Annotated in this window: 14 protein-coding genes and 1 riboswitch; of the genes, 10 read left to right on the top strand and 4 right to left on the bottom strand. The window is 72.8% G+C overall.

Features of this window, described 5'->3' with window-relative positions; genetic code table 11:
- Positions 1–28 precede the first annotated feature (28 nt).
- Complete coding sequence (locus tag AB0N17_RS15770) at positions 29–1750, top strand: ROK family protein (protein ID WP_366011876.1); 1722 nt, start codon at positions 29–31, stop codon at positions 1748–1750.
- Between the two features lie 36 nt (positions 1751–1786).
- On the opposite strand, the gene AB0N17_RS15765 is transcribed toward AB0N17_RS15770, so the two are convergent.
- Together AB0N17_RS15765 and AB0N17_RS15760 are read right to left on the bottom strand one after the other, a co-directional pair.
- Positions 1787–2530, bottom strand: coding sequence for an NAD(P)H-binding protein (locus tag AB0N17_RS15765; protein WP_366011875.1), 744 nt, complete (start codon positions 2528–2530; stop codon positions 1787–1789).
- A gap of 104 nt (positions 2531–2634) precedes the next feature.
- Entirely contained in the window at positions 2635–3624 is a 990-nt protein-coding gene (locus AB0N17_RS15760; protein WP_366011874.1) for an RNA polymerase sigma-70 factor, read from the bottom strand.
- Between the two features lie 197 nt (positions 3625–3821).
- Positions 3822–3952: riboswitch (FMN riboswitch) on the top strand.
- A gap of 163 nt (positions 3953–4115) precedes the next feature.
- Between AB0N17_RS15760 and AB0N17_RS15755 the strand changes: the two genes are divergently transcribed.
- From AB0N17_RS15755 to AB0N17_RS15715, 9 genes are all read left to right on the top strand, one after another.
- Positions 4116–4721 carry a riboflavin synthase gene (locus AB0N17_RS15755; protein ID WP_366011873.1) on the top strand — a complete coding sequence of 202 codons (606 nt, stop codon included), beginning with the start codon at positions 4116–4118 and terminating at the stop codon, positions 4719–4721.
- The gene (gene pnuC, locus AB0N17_RS15750; RefSeq protein ID WP_366011872.1) at positions 4718–5359 is read left to right on the top strand and encodes a nicotinamide riboside transporter PnuC; all 642 of its coding nucleotides are present in this window, start codon (positions 4718–4720) and stop codon (positions 5357–5359) included. The genes AB0N17_RS15755 and pnuC overlap by 4 nt, the downstream gene beginning before the upstream one ends.
- Entirely contained in the window at positions 5356–6645 is a 1290-nt protein-coding gene (locus AB0N17_RS15745; RefSeq protein WP_366011871.1) for a bifunctional 3,4-dihydroxy-2-butanone-4-phosphate synthase/GTP cyclohydrolase II, read from the top strand. The genes pnuC and AB0N17_RS15745 overlap by 4 nt, the downstream gene beginning before the upstream one ends.
- 32 nt (positions 6646–6677) lie before the next feature.
- Positions 6678–7163, top strand: coding sequence for a 6,7-dimethyl-8-ribityllumazine synthase (gene ribH, locus AB0N17_RS15740; protein WP_366011870.1), 486 nt, complete (start codon positions 6678–6680; stop codon positions 7161–7163).
- Positions 7164–7197: 34 nt separating this feature from the next.
- Positions 7198–7470, top strand: coding sequence for a phosphoribosyl-ATP diphosphatase (locus AB0N17_RS15735; RefSeq protein ID WP_019983911.1), 273 nt, complete (start codon positions 7198–7200; stop codon positions 7468–7470).
- 51 nt (positions 7471–7521) lie between these two features.
- Positions 7522–8370 (top strand): ATP phosphoribosyltransferase, encoded by an 849-nt coding sequence (hisG, locus tag AB0N17_RS15730; RefSeq protein ID WP_366011869.1) that lies wholly within the window; start codon positions 7522–7524, stop codon positions 8368–8370.
- 15 nt (positions 8371–8385) lie between these two features.
- Complete coding sequence (locus AB0N17_RS15725) at positions 8386–8850, top strand: PH domain-containing protein (RefSeq protein ID WP_366011868.1); 465 nt, start codon at positions 8386–8388, stop codon at positions 8848–8850.
- 203 nt (positions 8851–9053) lie between these two features.
- Positions 9054–10388 carry a hemolysin family protein gene (locus AB0N17_RS15720; protein WP_366011867.1) on the top strand — a complete coding sequence of 445 codons (1335 nt, stop codon included), beginning with the start codon at positions 9054–9056 and terminating at the stop codon, positions 10386–10388.
- Complete coding sequence (locus AB0N17_RS15715) at positions 10385–11458, top strand: hemolysin family protein (RefSeq protein WP_366011866.1); 1074 nt, start codon at positions 10385–10387, stop codon at positions 11456–11458. The genes AB0N17_RS15720 and AB0N17_RS15715 overlap by 4 nt, the downstream gene beginning before the upstream one ends.
- 107 nt (positions 11459–11565) lie before the next feature.
- Here AB0N17_RS15715 and AB0N17_RS15710 read toward each other — a convergent pair whose 3' ends face one another.
- Together AB0N17_RS15710 and AB0N17_RS15705 are read right to left on the bottom strand one after the other, a co-directional pair.
- The gene (locus AB0N17_RS15710; protein WP_366011865.1) at positions 11566–13428 is read right to left on the bottom strand and encodes an AAA family ATPase; all 1863 of its coding nucleotides are present in this window, start codon (positions 13426–13428) and stop codon (positions 11566–11568) included.
- 430 nt (positions 13429–13858) lie between these two features.
- Entirely contained in the window at positions 13859–14479 is a 621-nt protein-coding gene (locus tag AB0N17_RS15705) for a hypothetical protein (protein WP_366011971.1), read from the bottom strand.
- Between the last annotated feature and the right edge of the window lie 1160 nt (positions 14480–15639).

The raw sequence follows: 15639 nt of genomic DNA, 5'->3' as shown, positions 1-15639 counted from the left end.
GGTCGCCCGTGTCTGGGAGGATTCCGTCATGCCCGCATCACCGAGCACCGCCCGGGCCATCAACGACCGGCTCGCCCTGCGGCTGCTGCAGCAGGAAGGCCCGCTGACGGCGGGACAGTTGAAGCAGCTGACCGGACTGTCCCGGCCGACGGTCGCCGACCTCGTCGAACGGCTCGCCGCCTCCGGCCTGATCACGGTGGTCGGCGAGTCCGGCGAACAGCGCCGGGGACCGAACGCCCGGCTCTACGGCATCGTCGCCGACCGCGCCCACCTCGCCGCGCTCGACGTCCGTACCGGGGGTGTCTTCGTGCTCGTCTCCGACCTGGTGGGGCGGGTGCTCGCCGAGACCTCCGTGCCGATCCGGGGCGACGCCGGCACCGGGCCGGCCGTGGAGCAGGCGGTGGCCGCGGTGGAGCGCACCGCGAAGGAGGCCGGTGCCGACCGGCTGCACACCGTGGGGATCGGCGCACCGGGCCTCATCGACCCGGCCACCGGCGACCTGCGCGACTCCGCGGGCCTGCCCGCCTGGCACCGCAGCCTGGCCGCCGCCCTGCAGGAGCGGCTGCCCGACTCCCGCGTCACCGTGGAGAACGAGACCAACCTCGCCGCGCTCGCCGAACAGCGCGAGGGGGCGGCCCGGGACCGGGACACCTTCGTCCTGCTCTGGCTCGGCCACGGCGTCGGCGCCGCGGTCGTCCTGGACGGCACCCTGCGCCGCGGCGCCTCGGGCGGCACGGGCGAGATCGGCTTCCTGCCGGTCCCGGGCACGGCCTCCCTGCCCTCGACGACGGACTGCGACGGCGGCTTCCACGCGCTGGCCGGGGCGGCGGCGATCGGGGCCCTGGGCCGGGAGTCCGGCCTGCCGGTGCCGGGCACATTGGACGGACCGGGGGCGGCGGTGGTGGTCCGTGGCGCGGTGGCCCGCGTGACGCAAGCGCCCGAGCGGCCGGCCGGGTCGGCGAGCGGCCCCGGCGCGGGTGAGCACTCCGGGGCGGGCACGGGCGAGGCGGTCACCGGGGCGGGCCCGCACGGTGGCGCCGTACCCGGCGATGCTGCTGCCGGCCCCGGCCCCGGCCCCGGCCCGGGTGAGCACTCCGGTGCGGGCCGGCGCGACTCCACCGAGCCCGCCCAGCCCGCCCAGCCCGCCCAGCCCACCGAGTCCACCGAGTCCGCCGAGCCCATCGAGCGCACCGACTCCGCCGAGTCCGTCGAGCCCGTCGAGTCCATCGAGCCCACCGACTCCGCCGAGTCCGTCGAGTCCACCGACTCCGTCGACTCCGCCGAACCCATCGAGTCCGCCGAGTCCGCCGAGTCCACCGAGCCCGCCCAGCCCACCAAGTCCACCGAGTCCGTCGAGTCCACCGAGCCCACCGACTCCACCGAGCCCGCCGACTCCACCGAGCCCACTGAGTCCGCCGAGCCCATCGAGTGTCCGCCCACCGGCCCCGCCCCTGTCGACGCGGGCGCCGCCGCCCGCTTTCTCGACGCCCTCGCCGACCGGATCGTCGTCGGCGTCGCCTCCGTGGTCGCCGTCCTGGACCCGGGATGCGTGGTGCTCGGCGGCGAGGTGGGCCAGGCCGGGGGAGCGGCGCTCGCCCGGCGGGTGGAGGAGCGCCTGCGCCGCATGTCCCCCCTGGCCACCGAGGTACGGGCCAGCGGCCTCGGTGGCGGCGCCGTGCTGCGCGGGGCGCTGCTGACGGCCCGGGAGCGGGCTCAGGACGAGCTGTTCCCGCTGCCGGAGCGGGCCTGAGGGCAGGGACGCCGACGCCGCCGGGGGCCCGCCGTCTCAGTCCGCGAAGCGCCGCTCCAGGTACTCCTCGAACGTCCCCTTCCCCACGGCCCGTTCCGGAGCCAGGTGACCCCCCGCCCGGAAAGCGCGGTAGGTCTCGCCGAAGAGGGGCACGTCCACCACGGCCCGGCGCCGGCCCGTCGCCCGCAGATACGCACGGGCCAGCGACTCGAACGACCGCACCTGAGGCCCGCCCATGTCCGGCACCCGTCCGGCCGGTGCCGCGACGGCCAGCCCGGCCAGGCGGTCCGCCACCTCGGCCACCTCCACCGGCTGGTCCGAGACCCCGCCGGGCAGCGCCATCACCGGCGACCGGCCCAGCGCCCCCAGCAGCCGCGCCACCAGGTCGTGGAACTGCGTCGTGCGCAGCACGGTCCAGCCGAGCCCCGACCGCTCGATCATCCGCTCCACCGCCAGCTTCGACCGGTAGTAGCCGAGCGGCACCCGGTCGACGCCGACGATGGAGATGTACACCAGGTGTCCCACCCCGGCCCGCCGCGCCGCCGCGATCAGGTTCCCGGCCGCCTTCTCGTCCCCGCCGCGCGTACTGGTCGCGCAGTGCACCACGGTCTCCACGCCCGCGAGCGCCGTGTCGAGGGCGGCCCCGCCCACCCGCAGATCGACGGCGTGAGGCCGGCTGCTCCGACTGAGCACCCGCACCTCGTGCCCGTCCGCCGACAGCCGCTCCGTGACGTGCCGGCCGAGCGTGCCGGTCCCGCCGGTCACCAGGATCGTGGCCATGCTGTTCCCGTCCCTCCGGACTCCGGGCGCCCCCGGTCGGGGCGCCCCTCACCAGCTGGGACCGGACAGCCGCGGGAAATGTGACAAGCCCCGGCGCGGCCCCGCTACCGCCGGGTGAGCTGCCGCCGTACGTAGCCGAGCTTGTCCGGGTTCAGCACGGCCCGCGCCTGTACGACGAGCCCGCCGGCCAGCTCGAAGGACGCCACCCCGACGAGCTCGCCGTCCGCCCACACGACCAGCGCGGGCTCGCCGTTGACCTCGGCCGCCGTGAACTCCCAGTGCGCCCCGAACCGCTGCGCGGCGCCCACCAGGAAGCGGACGACCTTGTCGCGCCCCCGGACCGGCCGCCGGGCCGCCGACACCTTGCCCCCGCCGTCGCTCCACCACGTCACGTCGGCCGCGAGCAGCTTCTCCAGACCGGCCAGGTCACCCTCCCGGGCGGCCGTGAGGAACGACGCGAGCAGCTCCTCCCGCCGCTCCGGCGACGGGGTGAACCGCTCCTCGGGCACGGCGACCCGCGCCACGGCACGCCGGTACAGCTGGCGGCAGTTGGCCTCGCCCAGCTCCAGCACCTCCGCCACCTCCCGGTGGCTGTAGCCGAACGCCTCGCGCAGCACGTACACCGCGCGCTCGGTCGGCGTCAGCCGCTCCAGCAGCACCAGCACGGCCAGCGAGACCTGCTCCCGGCGCTCCGCCGACTCCAGCGGGCCGAGCGTGCCGTCCGAGGTGACCACCGGCTCCGGCAGCCACGCCCCGACGTACTCCTCGCGCCGCGCCCGGGCCGAGGTCAGCCGGGTCAGACAGAGGTTGGTGACCGCCTTGGCGAGCCACGCCCCGGGGTGCCGGATCGCCGACAGGTCGGCGCCGTCGAACCGCAGATACGCGTCCTGCACCGCGTCCTCCGCCTCCTGCGCGGAGCCGAGCAGACGGTAGGCGAGGCCGAACAGGCGTGGACGGTGGGACTCGAACTCGTCGACGAGGGGGGACGGCGCCATGCGGTCACCCTGCCAGAACGGCCCCGGCGCGGGGACGCCGAGGGGCTCGACGGAGGTCGTGGCGACCCGGCGGCGGGCAAGGGCCGTCGTCACCGCCACCGGGCCCGCCCGCACCCTAAAAGGACTAGACCAGTACGGTCAATGGGTCCGGACCAAGGTCAACGTTCGTTCTCCGCTGGGCAGTTGACCAGGGCGGCTGCGGCCCGCAAGCCCGGCGACACGCAGTGTGAGGGAGCCCACACTCATCACCTGTCTGGGCGAGCGGTGGGCGTGGCACACTGGCCCTGTACCAGAAGCAGCGCACTCCGGGGTCGGTGAAAGTCCGAACCGGCGGTTACAGTCCGCGACCCGGTCGCTTCCAGCGGCCGGTTGACCAGGTGAAATTCCTGGACCGACGGTTAAAGTCCGGATGGGAGGCAGTGCGCGGCGGGCGGGCATGCGTCACGCGTGCGCGCCGCCGTCTCTGGGCTCGTCCGTACGCGGACGGGTCCCATGTCGGCGACGCCCTCGGTGTGTGTGCTCATCCGTACCTGCTGTCGTCATCGACAGGCCCCGGAGTCCGTGCCCGAAGAGGCAGGAGGACCCGGGAAGTGTTCACCGGAATCGTCGAAGAGCTGGGTGAGGTCACCGCCGTCGAGAATCTCGGCGACGCCTCCCGTTTCCGGCTCCGCGGCCCCGTCGTGACCGAGGGCGCGCAGCACGGCGACTCCATCGCCGTGAACGGGGTCTGTCTCACCGTCGTGGACCACGAGGGCGACGAGTTCACCGCCGATGTGATGGCGGAGACCCTGAAGCGCTCCAGCCTCGGCGTCCTCGCCGTCGGCTCCCGCGTCAACCTCGAACGGCCCACCGCCGTGGGCGCCCGCCTCGGCGGGCACATCGTGCAGGGTCATGTCGACGGCACCGGCGAGGTGCTGGCGCGCACGCCCTCCGAGAACTGGGAGATCGTGAAGATCTCGCTGCCCGCGGACCTGTCCCGGTACGTCGTCGAGAAGGGCTCCATCACCGTCGACGGCATCAGCCTCACGGTCGTGGACGCCGCAGCCGACCACTTCACCGTCAGCCTCATCCCGACCACCCTCGCCCTGACCACGCTCGGCCACAAGCAGCCCGGCGACCCGGTCAACCTCGAGGTCGACGTCATCGCCAAGTACGTGGAGCGGCTGCTCGCGGCCGGTCAGGGGGCCGGCCGGTGAACTGGCTGAACTCCGAGGCGTTCACCGTCTTCGGCCAGCACATCATCTGGTCGGACATGGTCGGCAACCTCCTCGGCCTGGTCACCCTCGCCCTCGGCTGGCGCCGCTCCCTGCTCACCTGGCCCGTGCAGTTCCTGTCCGGCCTCGTCCTCTTCGGCGCCTTCTACGGCCACCTCACCGGCAGCGCCGGCAAGCAGGTCGTCGTCATGGCCGTCGCCCTGTACGGCTGGTGGCAGTGGCAGCGCACCGAGGACCGTTCCGACGACGGCCACATCGCCCCGCGGTTCGCCACCTGGCGCGAGCGCGCGGCGATGCTCGCCGCCGCCGCCGCCGGCACGGTCGCGGTGGCCCTGCTCTTCAAGGCCCACCCCTCCCTGTCCTGGGACCCCTGGCCCGACGCCTACATCTTCGTCGGCACCATCGTGGCCATGTACGCCCAGGCCAAGGGCATGGTGGAGTTCTGGATCGCCTGGCTGCTGGTCGACGTCGTCGGCGTGCCCCTCAACTTCACCCACGGCTACGCCTTCTCCGGTTTCGTCTACGTCATCTACGGCGCACTCGTCCTGTGGGGCATGCGCGACTGGTGGCTGCGCTCCCGCCGGGCCGCGCAGCCGGTCCTGGAAGGAGCACCGGCATGAGCACGGCACCCATCCTCTACAGCGCGGACGACCTCGAGGAATTCACGCTCGACCCGGTCGAGCAGGCGATCGCCGACATCGCCGCCGGCCGCCCGGTCGTCGTCGTGGACGACGAGGACCGGGAGAACGAAGGCGACCTCGTCATCGCCGCCGAACACGCGACCCCCGAGATCGTCGCGTTCATGATGAGCGAATGCCGCGGCCTGATCTGCGCCCCCATGGAACCCGAGGAGCTCGAGCGGCTCCAGCTCCCGCAGATGGTCCAGGACAACACCGAGTCGATGAAGACCGCGTTCACCATCTCCGTGGACGCCTCGGCCGCTCACGGTGTGAGCACCGGTATCTCGGCCGCCGACCGCGCGACCACGCTTCAGCTGCTCGCGAGCGGGACGGCCGAGCCCTCGGACTTCGTCCGTCCCGGCCACATCTTCCCGCTGCGCGCCAGGACCGGTGGCGTGCTCGTGCGCAACGGCCACACCGAGGCGGCCGTCGACCTCGCCCGGCTCGCGGGCCTGCGCCCGGCCGGCGCCATCGTCGAGATCGCCGGCGAGGACGGCCGGATGCTCCGGCTGCCCGAGCTGATCCCGTTCGCCCGCAAGCACGGCCTGACGATCATCTCCATCGAGGACCTGATCGCCCACCGCCGGGGCAGCGAGCCCACCGTCCGCCGCGAGGCCGAGACCCGACTGCCCACCAAGCACGGTACCTTCACGGCGTACGGCTACCGTTCCGCCATCGACGGCGTCGAGCACGTCGCCCTCGTCCACGGCGAGATCGGCGCCGGCGAGGACGTCCTGGTCCGCGTCCACTCCGAATGCCTCACCGGTGACGTCTTCGGCTCCCTGCGCTGCGACTGCGGCCCCCAGCTGGACACCGCCCTGGAGCGCATCCAGGAGGAGGGCCGGGGCGTGGTGGTCTATCTCCGCGGCCACGAGGGGCGCGGCATCGGCCTGCTGTCCAAACTGCGGGCGTACGAGCTGCAGGAGCAGGGCCGGGACACCCTCGACGCCAATCTGGAGCTCGGCCTGCCCGCCGACGCCCGCGACTACGGCGCCGGCGCGCAGATCCTGGCGGACCTCGGCGTCCGCAGCCTGCGCCTGATGACCAACAACCCCGAGAAGACCGACGCGCTGCTGCGGCACGGCCTGAAGGTCAGCAGCCGCGAGCCCATGCCCGTCCAGGCGGGCGAGCACAACCTCCGCTACCTGCGCACCAAGCGGGACCGGATGGGCCACGACCTGCCCTGGCTGGACACGCCCGCCGTGTCCACCTGCGGCAACCAGTAAGACCAGCGAGCAAGAACCCGACGAGGAGAGACGTGAGCGGCAAGGGTGCACCGGAGCTGTCCGTACGCAACGTGAGCGACCTCAGGGTCGCCGTCATCGCGGCGCAGTGGCACGAGAAGGTGATGGACGGTCTGGTGAACGGCGCCCTGCGCGCCCTGCACGAGCTGGGGATCGACGAGCCGACCCTGATCAGGGTCCCGGGCAGCTTCGAGCTCCCGGTCGCCGCCAAGGTGCTGGCCGGGCGCGGCTACGACGCGGTGGTCGCCCTCGGCGTCGTCATCCGAGGCGGCACGCCGCACTTCGACTACGTGTGCCAGGGCGTCACCCAGGGCCTCACCCAGGTCAGCATCGAGACCGGCGTCCCCGTCGGCTTCGGCGTGCTCACCTGCGACACCGAGGAGCAGGCCCTGGACCGGGCCGGCCTGGAGGGCTCGGGCGAGGACAAGGGGCACGAGGCGGTGACGGCCGCCGTGGCGACCGCGGCCACGCTGCGTTCAGTATCTGAACCCTGGCACTGAGGAGTCGCCCGAACCGCGTAGGGTGGGCAGCACCATGTCCAAGAAGACGTTCGAGGAGCTCTTCACCGAGCTCCAGCACAAGGCCGCCCAGGGCGATCCCGCCACCTCCCGCACCGCCGAGCTGGTCGGCAAGGGCGTCCATGCCATCGGCAAGAAGGTCGTCGAAGAGGCCGCCGAGGTCTGGATGGCCGCCGAGTACGAGGGCAAGGAGGCGGCCGCCGAGGAGATCTCGCAGCTGCTGTACCACGTCCAGGTGATGATGGTCGCCCGCGGGATCTCCCTGGACGACGTCTACGCCCACCTGTAAGCCCGCCCGAACCGCCCCACGACACCTCTTCACGCAAAGGAAGCCGACCTCATGCTGCGCATCGCCGTCCCCAACAAGGGTTCACTGTCCGGCCCTGCGGCGGAGATGCTGCATGAGGCCGGCTACCAGCAGCGCCGCGAGTCCAAGGAGCTGCGGATCGTCGACCCGGAGAACGAGGTCGAGTTCTTCTACCTCCGCCCCCGCGACATCGCGATCTACGTCGCGTCCGGCCGTCTCGACATGGGCATCACCGGCCGCGACCTGCTGATCGACTCCGGCGCCGACGCCGAGGAGATCCTGCCGCTGGGCTTCGCCCGCTCCACCTTCCGCTTCGCCGCCAAGCCGGGCACCGCGAGCGGCATCGAGGACCTCAAGGGCAAGACGGTCGCCACCTCCTACGAGGGCATCGTCGCGGGGCACCTCGCGGACAACGGCGTCGACGCCTCCGTCGTCCACCTGGACGGCGCCGTGGAGACCGCGATCGAGCTGGGCGTCGCCGAGGTCATCGCCGATGTCGTCGAGACCGGCACCAGCCTGCGCAACGCGGGTCTGGAGGTCTTCGGCGAGCCGATCATGAAGTCCGAGGCGATGGTGATCCGGCGCACCGGCTCCGACGCCGAGGAGCCGAAGGTCCAGCAGTTCCTGCGCCGCCTCCAGGGCGTCCTGGTCGCGCGGACGTACGTGATGATGGACTACGACTGCCGCGTCGAGCAGCTCGAGAAGGCCGTCGCCCTCACCCCCGGCCTGGAGTCCCCGACCGTCTCCCCGCTGCACAACGAGGGCTGGGTCGCGGTGCGCGCCATGGTCCCCGCCAAGGAGGCGCAGCGGATCATGGACGACCTGTACGCCATCGGCGCCCGCGCCATCCTCACCACGGCCATCCACGCCTGCCGCCTGTAAGGGGTACGCACCGAGATGTCCGACACTCCCGCCCTTCCCTCGCTGCCCGTCACCTTCCGGCCGGGTCACACCCGGGCGATCCTGCTCACCGCCGGCGCAGCGATATTCCTCACCATCTCCGGGGTCGCGCTGCTGCTGGAGCAGCTCGGCCCGGGGGAGCAGGCCAGCTTCGTCGTCACCGGGGCCCTGATCTTCTGGGTGCTCGCCCAGCTGGCCCGGGTGAAGGTCGTCGCCGACGAGTCCGGCGTCACCGTGGTGAACATCGCCAGCAAGCGGCGCCTGGCCTGGGCGGAAATCCTTCAGGTGAACCTCCGTCCGGGCGATCCCTGGGTCTTCCTCAACCTCAGCGACGGCACCAGCCTGCCCGCACTCGGCATCCAGCCGGGCCTCGCCAGGCAGCGGGCCATCGCCGACGCGCAGGCCCTCAGGGCCCTGGCCGAGGCCCGTGCGACGGCCCCCCGGGTGGAAGATCAGGGCTGAGTCGGGGGCGTCCACCCTGCCCGTCCGGGCCGTGTCTTGATTAATCTGGTGACGGAGGCCGTTCCGCTGTGCCTCCACCCCTGCGTGCCGCCCGGTGCACAGGGGTTCCTGCTACCCGAGGAGTGACTCCCTCCGGCGATGGACGGATCGTCCTGTAGTACCTGCGCCGCCCCGACCCGACATACCGGGAAGGCGGTGGCAGCGTGACCATCTCCCTGCTGCTCCTGGCAGCTGCGTTCCTGCTGATTCTCGCCAACGGCTTCTTCGTGGCGGCCGAGTTCGGCCTGGTGACGGTCGAGCGGCCGGACGCCGAGCAGGCCGCCGCCGCAGGCGACAAACGCGCCCGTACGGTCGTGGAATCGCTGAAGGAGCTCTCCTTCCAGCTCTCCGGCACCCAGCTCGGCATCACCATCACCTCCCTGGTCGTCGGCATGCTCGCCGAGCCGGCCCTGGCGAGGCTGCTGCACGGCCCGTTCGCCGCGATCGGCATCCCGGGCGGCGCGGTCTCCGGTGTCGCGGTGGTCGTCGGCATGCTGCTGGCCTCCGCGATCCAGATGGTGGTCGGGGAACTCGTGCCCAAGAACTGGGCGGTGTCCAAGCCCCTGCAGGTCGCGCGCTTCGTCGCGGGCCCGCAGCACCGCTTCGCCCGCCTGTTCCGCCCGGTGATCGCCGCACTCAACACGGTCGCCAACCGGCTGGTGCGGGCACTCGGCGTCGAGCCCGCCGACGAACTGGCCTCCGCCCGCACTCCGGGCGAACTGGTCTCCCTGGCCCGGCACTCCGCCCAGGCGGGCGCCCTGGAGCAGGACACGGCCGACCTGTTCGTCCGCACCCTGTCCCTCGGCGACCTGACCGCGCAGCACGTCATGACCCCCCGGGTGAAGGTCAGCGCGCTGCAGGCCTCGGCCACCGCCGAGGACGTCGTCAACCTCACCCGGGCCACCGGCCTGTCCCGCTTCCCCGTGTACCGGGACAAGATCGACGAGATCGTGGGCATGGCGCACCTCAAGGACGCCCTCGCCGTGCCGGTGCACGAGCGGCTGCGCACCCCGGTGAGCCGCATCGCCCGCAAGGCGCTGCTGGTGCCCGAGACCCTGCCGGTCCAGCCGCTGCTGGCGCGCCTGCGCAGCGAGCAGCCCATCGCCGTCGTCGTCGACGAGTACGGCGGCACGGCCGGCGTCGTCACCCTGGAGGACATCGTCGAGGAACTCGTCGGCGAGGTCCGCGACGAGCACGACGCGAAGGACATGCCCGAGCTGGCCGCCGCCCCGCCCGAGGACGGCAAGCCGGCCTGGGACGTCGACGGCAGCTGCCGCGTCGACATCCTGCAGCGCATAGGCCTCGACGTACCCGAGGGGCCGTACGAGACCGTCGCCGGGCTGGTCGCCGACCTGCTCGGCCGGATCCCGGCCCCCGGCGACAAGGCCGAACTGCCCGGCTGGCGGCTCTCCGTCCGCCAGGTCGGCCACTACCGGGCCGAACGGGTCCGGCTGGTCAAGACCGTCCCGGCGGTCAATGTGCTGGAGGCCGTGCGATGAGCGTCCTCCAACTGGTCTTCGCCGCGCTGCTCGTGCTCGCCAACGGCTTCTTCGTCGGCGCCGAGTTCGCGCTCGTCTCCGTCCGCCGCAGCCAGATCGAACCGCTCGGCACCGCCCGGGCGCGCCAGGTGCTGTACGGCCTGGAGCGGCTGCCGCAGATGATGGCGGCGGCCCAGTTCGGCATCACCGTCTGCTCGCTGACGCTGGGCGCGGTCGCCGAGCCCACCGTGGCGCACCTGCTGGAGCCGGTGTTCGAGGCGATCCACCTCCCGGACGGAGTGGTCCACCCGCTCGGCTACGTCATCGCCCTGGCGGCGGTGGTCTTCTTCCACCTGGTCATCGGCGAGATGGTGCCGAAGAACCTGGCGATGGCGGCCCCCGAGAAGGCGGCGCTCTGGCTGAGCCCGGGGCTGGTCTACTTCGCCCGTCTGTGCAGGCCGATCACCGTGACCCTGGGCGCCTGCGCCCAGGGCATCCTGCGGCTGTTCCGGGTCGAGCCGAAGGACGAGGTGGAGGCGGTCGTGACCACCGAACAGCTCAACCGCCTCCTGGAGGACTCCGGTCAGGCCGGCCTCCTCGACCCGGAGGAGCAGGAGCGCCTGGAGGACGCCCTGGAGCTGGGCTCCCGCCCGGTCACGGACGTCCTGCTGCGCCGTGAGTCGCTGGTCACGGTGACCCCGTCGGTCACCCCCGGCGAGATCGTCGCGCTGACGGCCCGCACGGGCTACTCCCGCTTCCCGGTGTCGGCGACGGAGCAGGGCCCCTTCATGGGGTACGTCCACGTCAAGGACGTCCTCGACCTGGAGGACTCCGAGCGGGCCGTCCCGCAGCACGTGTGGCGTCCGATGACGACGCTGCGGGCGGAGCTGCCGCTCGACGACGCGCTGACCGTGATGCGCCGCGCGGCCACCCATCTGGCCCAGGTCGCCGGTGCCTCGGGCAAGGTGCTGGGCCTGGTGGCGCTGGAGGACGTGCTGGAGATGCTGGTCGGCGAGGTCCGGGACCCGGCCCACCGGGAGATGCCCGAGCCGCGGCTGAGCGGGGAGCCGGAAGAAGTGCTCGCCACCTAGCCCTGGTCGGTGCGGGGAGCTGCGCGGCCCCGGGGGTGTCCCGGCCGATCGCGTAGTTCCCCGCCCCTTAGGGGCCCTCCTGGCGGCGCCCTCCTGGCGGGGCGCTCCTACATACCCGGCGGATCCTGCGGCCCCCGGCCCGACAGCACCTCACCGTAGGCCTGCATCAGGTCGGGCAGCCGCAACGTCGCCAGATCGTCCCGCGACAGCGCCCCCGCGTACGTCGACAGCCGCAGGTCCCGGTACGCACAGCTCTTCTCGTACAGCGTCCGCAGGAACCGCCCGTTGCCCAGCTCGTCGATCCACCCCTGGTCGACCACGTGCCCGGCGATCGACCGCAGCTCCTCCAGCGCCTCCTCGTCCCACAGGTCCCCGTTCTCCGCCGCCAGCACCCTGCCGATCTCGGTGAGTTCCAGCGGCCGGTAGGAGGGGAAGTCGACGCGGGTGGTGAAACGTGAGGACAGCCCCGGGTTCGCGGCCAGCAGCCGGTCCATCCCCTCCGGATAGCCGGCCAGGATCACCACCAGATGGTCCCGGTTGTCCTCGGCCCGCTTCAGCAGCACCTGCAGGGCCTCGTCGCCGTACGCGTCGCCCTTGCCGTACCCGGAGTTGGACAGCGAGTACGCCTCGTCCACGAACAGCACCCCGCCGATCGCGGAGTCGATCAGCTCGTTGGCCTTCACCGCCGTCTGCCCCAGGTACTCGCCGACGAGGTCGGCGCGCTGCGCCTCCACCAGGTGATCCCCGCCGAGCAGCCCCAGTGCGTAGAACACCCGCCCGAGGATCCGGGCCACCGTGGTCTTCCCGGTCCCCGACGGCCCGGAGAAGACGAAGTGCCGTTTCGGCGGCTGCACCGGCAGGCCCTGCCCGGCCCGCAGCCGCGCCATGTTCAACTGCGCGGACAACGCCTTGACCTGGCGCTTCACCGGCTCGAGCCCCACCATGCGCTCCAGCTCGGCGAGCGCCTCCTCGAGTAAGGCGGGGTCGGTCGGCCCGGCCGGGAGCGGCGACGAGGCAACGCCGGTCTTCAACCGCACCGCCGGATCGGCCACCGACGGCAGGGGCCCGGTCGGCAGGTCCGGCTCCGGCAGCCGCAGGTCACGTCCCTCGGCGCCGAAGACGGGGTCGTACGCGTCCGTCCCGTCCACGCTGTCCTGCCCGACGCCGGTCAGCGTGATCGCGGCGAGGTCGGAGGCGTCGTCGTACCCGTCGCCCTCGGCGATGGCGGCGAGCCGCGCCGAGGTGTCCATGAACGCCGGGTCGGCGCGGTGCACGGCCCGGTACAGGGGGAGCGCGGCGGCGGAGCGCCCCGTGCCCTCGTGCGCCCGCGCCAGCCAGTACCGCAGCTCCTTGCGCTGCGGCTGCTCGCTGCGGCAGCGCATCAGGGCCGCCGAGAGCAGCGGCTCGGCCTGGCCGTACATCTCCAGCCGGACCCGGGCCATCCCGCCGAACAGGCCGGCCTCGATGCCGAGCATGGGGTCGTCCAGCAGCGAATCGGTGTGCCGGACCAGCTGGTCCCAGTCCTTGACCAGGTAGGCGCGGCAGGCGTGCAGGAAGCGGACCTGCGGGTCGGTGTCGACCGGGGGGAGCCCGGCGAGGGCCCGGTCCAGCTCGGGCACGTGCCGGCCGTCCAGCCAGTGGGAGGCGTGCGCCAACAGCAGATCGCGTGGGCTCTCCAGCACCGGCTGCACCCACCAGCCCAGCCAGTACCAGGAGTTGAGGGCCCGGCGGTGCCGGGCGCGCTGTTCGCCGAAGCGGTCGCGGTGCCGGAACATCCTCAGCAGCGCCGTCGTGGTGTCCACCCGCAGCGCGTGCAGGCCGAGCCAGGCGTCCGCCATGCCCGCATCCATCCGCACCGCGGTGCGGAACTCCTCTTCCGCCTGCGGGTAGGCACCCATCGTGTAGGCGTCCACCCCCCGCAGCCAGGCGAGGTCGGCCGGGGCCTCGGGGCCCTGCGTGCCGAAGTCCATCCCGTCCCCCCACAGACCGTGCACCCGTGGTTCACCACCGGGCAGTCGCCCGACGGCCGCCGCGGTCGAACCGCTGTGCCGCGGACCGGAGTTGCAGGTGCGCGAGGCAGCCGCTCGAAGGTCGCACCGAGGGCATCGTACCTGCGGTACGACCGTGCACCGAAGGGTGCCGCACGGCCCGTTCCAGGAGGTGGGAGCACACGGGGCGCACGCGCTGTGGTGACCCAGGGTGATCGAATCGGTGCGCTGGGCGCCCGGAAAACGGGGTGCGGGCAGAACGAAGCCCCCGGTCACGGGGGAACAACCGGGGGCTTCGCGTCGACGGGCGGCTCCCTGGGGCCGCACTTTGAGAACGTAAGTCCTGTACGGGCCGCGGGTCAAGCAGAGTTGAGGCACCGCGAGAACTTCGGCCGCGAGGGTCTTCACGCCTTCACCACATCGCGGGGAAACCGTCACTCTGGGTCACACCATCGTCCGGTTCGGGGTGCGACTTCGGCCCCGGGACCACCTCGTACCCCTCCCGCCGCTGCAGCACCAGGAGATCGGCATGGGGTCGCGACGGGTCCACGGTGAAGTGCGCGCGCTCCGCCCGCTCCCATCCCTCCCAGAACTCCCGCTGCTCCGCGCCGTCCCGCCGGCGCCCCCGCGACCAGGACTCGTCCCGGGGCAGTTCCATCCACAGCAGCCGCGCCAGGTGCGGCCGCAGCGCACGCCGGCCGGCGCCGACGCCCTCGATCAGCACCACGGGCGCGGGCGGCAGCGGGTGCGGGGTGCCGAAGGCGCGGGCCCCCCAGTCGTAGGGGGTGTAGTGCGCGCACTCCCCTTGGGCGAGGGGAGTGAGCACCTGGGACGACAGCCGCTCGGTCCAGGTGAACAGCTGCTCGTGGCTGGCGATGTCGTCGAGGTGCAGCACCGGCGCCCCGCCCAGGGCGGCGGCCAGCCGTCCCGTGAACGTGGACTTCCCGGATCCGGCGTGCCCGTCGACGCCGATGAGCCGGACCGGCCCCAGGGAGGGCGGCAGCCCGCGCAGCCGGTCGGCGAGGTCGTGAATGGCGGATCCCGAGGTGTGGTGCGGTGTGCGAGGTTTTCCGGAAACAGTCTAGTGGTGGCCCATGGCGGCCGGACCGCCAGGGCCGGCGACCGGATGAAAGTCACGGTTTGAACCATCGGCTGGCGGCCAGTCAATGGCGCCGATAAACATTCCCAGAATCCCCTGACCGATATGTCGAATTCGGCGTTCCGGGTGCGCGCGGTGCTGAGTATGGTGCCAGCAGCGCAACCGACCATGCGTCGTACGGGGAGTGGCAGGGGGACATGGCCGCGGAATTATTCGAGGGGCACTACATGTGGCATCCGGCGGCCGACGACCGTGTCCTGGCGAGCGTATGCGTCGATGTGCGCGCCGGGCGTTATCGATACGCGTCCGAAGCCCTCGCCGAGACGCGTTCCGACTTCGCCCTGCGCGCCCACCGCTCGCTCGTCCTCGCCTCCGAGGCGGCCGGCACCGACCTGGTGGAGCGCTGGCTGGCCGAGGAGCCGACGCCCGAGGCGGCGCTGATGTGGGCCCGGGTGGCGGTGCAGCGTGCCCTGCGCGCCGCCGACGGGCGGGACGAGCGTGCCGAGATGCTGGAGCGCATCGCGCTGACCGCCTGCGACCGGGCCGCCGCGCAGGCCCCCGAGGACCCCACCCCCTGGGTCGCCAAGCTGGCCATGGCCCGGCTGCACCGGCTGCGCGACCCGGCCCCGCACGGGCTGCTCACCGCCCCGCCCGGCCCCTGGCGGCTGTTCGCGCACATCCTCTCCCTGGACCCGTGGCACCGCGAGGCGCACCACCGCTTCCTCTCCTTCTTCTTCACGCGCCACGGCGGCTCCGTCAACGCCGCCTGGGACGTGGCCGCCTTCCTCAGCCAGCGGGCGCCCGCCGACTCCGCCCTCCGGCTGCTGCCCCTGGTCGCCCTGGTGGAGCTACAACCCGACCCAGCTGCTCGCCGACCGGGTCTGGGAGGAGCCGCAGTGGCGCTCCACCGCGCTGGCGATCTACCACAACTGGCTGCCGGCGGCGGCCGGTTACCGCTTCACCCCGGTGCTCGACCTGGCCTACCTCGCCCACGCGCTGGTCATGGCCCAGCGCGAGTTCGAGGCCCGGGCGGTGTTCGCGGCGATGGGGCCGTACGCCTCGCGCATGCCCTGGAGCGCCTTCGGCGAACCCGC

Source organism: Streptomyces sp. NPDC051133 (assembly GCF_040682635.1).
Lineage (GTDB): Bacteria > Actinomycetota > Actinomycetes > Streptomycetales > Streptomycetaceae > Streptomyces.
This window is presented reverse-complemented; position numbering and strand designations above follow the sequence as displayed.